Annotated in this window: 3 protein-coding genes; 2 read left to right on the top strand and 1 reads right to left on the bottom strand. The window is 42.5% G+C overall.

Annotated features, from left to right (window positions below; translation table 11 throughout):
- Positions 1-121: 121 nt before the first annotated feature.
- Positions 122-1306 (bottom strand): acetyl-CoA C-acetyltransferase, encoded by a 1185-nt coding sequence (locus ACR65M_RS26665; RefSeq protein WP_440274911.1) that lies wholly within the window; start codon positions 1304-1306, stop codon positions 122-124.
- 590 nt (positions 1307-1896) lie between these two features.
- On the opposite strand from ACR65M_RS26665, the gene ACR65M_RS26670 reads away from it, so the two are divergent.
- Together ACR65M_RS26670 and ACR65M_RS26675 are read left to right on the top strand one after the other, a co-directional pair.
- Positions 1897-2376, top strand: a complete 480-nt coding sequence (locus ACR65M_RS26670; protein ID WP_440274912.1) for a sigma-70 family RNA polymerase sigma factor — start codon at positions 1897-1899, stop codon at positions 2374-2376.
- A gap of 230 nt (positions 2377-2606) precedes the next feature.
- Entirely contained in the window at positions 2607-3143 is a 537-nt protein-coding gene (locus ACR65M_RS26675) for a hypothetical protein (protein ID WP_440274913.1), read from the top strand.
- Positions 3144-3203: the final 60 nt, after the last annotated feature.

Below are 3203 nucleotides of genomic sequence, written 5' to 3' on the forward strand. Positions count from 1 at the left end.
AACGGCAATTATAATTAGGGATTCGAGGGGAACTTGACAGTTTCGTTCATATCAGGGACCTGTCCCTCCGTCCCATTGAAAAAAGCCTTCAGATTATTTTCTGAAGGCCATTAGTATCTGACTAGTTAGTATTTTCGATGATCATGGCGATTCCCTGGCCTCCGCCGATACAGAGGCTAACTATTGCATATCTTTGGCCACGTCGTCTTAGTTCATATGCTGCTGAGAGCAGGATTCGAGTGCCGCTTGCGCCGACTGGGTGTCCAAGTGCGACGGCACCTCCGTTAACATTCGTTTTCTCTCTATCTAGTCCGAGTTCTTTTTCGACTGAGAGGTATTGGGCGGCAAATGCTTCGTTCACTTCGACCAAATCCATATCAGCTAAACTGAGTCCCGCTTTTGCAAGAGCTTTTTGAATGGCCGGTACTGGTCCAATTCCCATGATGGTTGGGTCGACCCCAGCTACTCCCCACGAAACGACTTTCGCAAGAGGTTTCAGCCCATTTTCACGAACGGCCTTTTCACCCGCAACAACCACCGATGCAGCACCATCATTGATGCCGGATGCATTTGCGGCGGTAACTGTTCCATCTGATATAAACGATGGGCGAAGTTTGCTCATCGACTCCAAATTCGCTGTTGGTTTGATGTGTTCATCTTTATCTATAAAAATACTACCTTTTCTTGTTTTCACCTCAACCGTAACAATTTCTTCTGCAAAGGTTCCGTTCTCTGCTGCCCTAGATGCTCTTTGGTTTGATTCGACCGCAAAATTGTCTTGTTCTTCACGGGAAATAGAATACTGATTGGCTAGTTTTTCAGCTGTCATGCCCATACCTTTTCCTGTGTATTGGTCAGTAAGGGTTGTTAGCAGCATGTCTTCAAACTGAAGATTACCCATTTTTGACCCGCCAAATCGTTGCTTAAAATTTGCATAAGGGGATTGGGACATGTTCTCAGTTCCCCCTGCCAGCACGATATTGGCATCATCTACTAAAATATGATGAGCGGCCGAAACCACTGATTGCAGACCAGATCCACAAAGGCGGTTGACCATAAACGCGGGTACTTCCTGAGGAACTCCACTATGTAGTGCAATATACCGTGCCAGGTAGGATGCATTTTTTTCCGTATGAATCACGTTTCCGTAAATCACATGATCAATTTGCGCCGGGTCGACCTTTGACCGCTTCATAGCCTCAACTGCCGTCACGCGACCTAACTCAGTTGCTCCTGTTCCTGCAAACGATCCTCCAAAACTAGTGAATGCCGTACGGGCTCCATCAATAATAAAAATTGGTTCCATGACAATACCTCCTTTTACACTAGTTTACCATGATATCAACCACATTGTAATGAATATTCTGACTAATATACTTTTAGAAGGAGGTGTACATTTCTGCACACCTAAGCTTAGACTCATTCAGTTGTCTTATGCCGAATCGTGGTTGCGTTTCTGTCGATTCATGGTTGCATTTAAGTTTGTCGAATTCTGGCTGTTCTAATCAGAGGGAGAAATATAAAAATATGAGAGCTATGTATTCAAAATGAAACGCTGGGATTATGATATGTGGACTTTTTAGAAGTAGGTTCGCTGCGTTTCAGCAAAGCGGATGTAGGTCTTAAGTAGTATTTCTGTTTTTATAATAATCGACAATTCGACAAAACATCTGTGAACTTGGTCACTTTTTTTAATATTTTTTGCAATTTTTTTAAGCTTTTCTTTTTTCAATTTACTCAAGCGTGAAGTATCACTATACCATACGTTACATACGACACCCTCCCTACCCCCTCGTACGTGAAGTTTACCATTTGGACTCCCCTCCTTATAACCTAGTAAATTGGTGTTACCGGCGGAATAACTGAGGAACGCGTTTTTTAAAAGGACCATTTTACATGGAATTTGAGGAACTTGCAGAACAATATAAACCATTAATTTTTCAAGTGATCAAAAGCTTGCGCTTGTACGGAGACAGAGAGTCATTTTTTCAGATTGGCTTGATTGGACTTTGGGAAGCATCGACCCGCTTTAACCCTGGGAAAGGTGTTGAATTTTCGACATTTGCCTTTTCAACCATTCGAGGGAAGCTCCTGGATTATTTAAAAAAGGAGGTTCGATATCAGGAACACTACCAGCTATCAGGGGAACAGATTTTTATGAAACTCGCGGATCGTTCGGAGGGCTTTCAAGAGGATTTGATCGAGATGTATGGTGAAAAATTGACGAAAAATCAGGTGAAATGGGTTCAAGGCCGGATTATTGAGGATAAAAGTTATAAAGAAATCGCAATTGAGCACGGGGTTACTGTGGAATCGGTTAAATCCTGGGGGAAGCAGGCCGTTAAAAAGTTACGAGAAATTATTATTTTAGAATAGTAATTTCAGAGGTATTTTTCCCAAACAAACATTTGATTGAAATACGATTTTTGGGTTCACACAAACGATTGATTGAATTTTACGCTAGCCAGATTGCAAGATTGCTAGTTCAAACAAACGTTTAATTGAATGCAAACAAGCGCTTGTTTGAGTTTTTGGCTCATTTTTTGAGGATAATACATGATTAGGATTGTGTGGCAATGGGCAACAATGTATGGTGAGGTGAGAACATGATTAAGAGGTTGCTAATTCTCGCAATCATTGTGGAACTTGGCGTGTTTTGGGCTGTGATTCAGGAAAAGGAATCGGTCCAAGTCCAAGTGACAAAATTGCCGCATCGCGAGCTTCATTTGGATAGGAAAAAGGTCCCTGCTGCTGAACCGGAACCTGCGGTTGAAACAGCGGCGACGACTGACCCTTTGGCGGTAATAAAAGACAAATATACGGTTGAATTTGAGAGTCTGGAGAAGGAAACAAAAAAGAAAGCGAAGGAATTGTTAGCTCAGGCCAAGGCAGACTTTGTTGAGGAATCCGCTGATGGAATTGCCGTATTGCAGGTCATGAGCAGTTATTATAATGAGTTCAAGACGCTGGAAAAAGATACGGATGTGGCTTTCGAGAAGATTTATTCAGAGCTTGAGGCCGAGCTTGAGGCAGGCGGCTATTCGAAGGACGAGGCCACCCCGTTCCGGGATGAATACGAGGAAAAGAAGAAGAAAATGCTGAAAAAAGCACTCGAGGTTCAGGGTAGTTATGGACTAACCTAAAATAGTGAGACAATATAAAACACCTCCAAAATGGCAATACTTGAGATAAGTATTGTGACA

This window comes from Ferdinandcohnia sp. SAFN-114 (assembly GCF_059415045.1).

Bases quoted from the DNA above. Each gene is read 5' to 3' on its own strand.
- ACR65M_RS26670 (WP_440274912.1), top strand. From the start codon at position 1,897: ATGGAATTTGAGGAACTTGCAGAACAATATAAACCATTAATTTTTCAA.
- ACR65M_RS26675 (WP_440274913.1), top strand. From the start codon at position 2,607: ATGATTAAGAGGTTGCTAATTCTCGCAATCATTGTGGAACTTGGCGTG.
- ACR65M_RS26665 (WP_440274911.1), bottom strand. From the start codon at position 1,306: ATGGAACCAATTTTTATTATTGATGGAGCCCGTACGGCATTCACTAGT.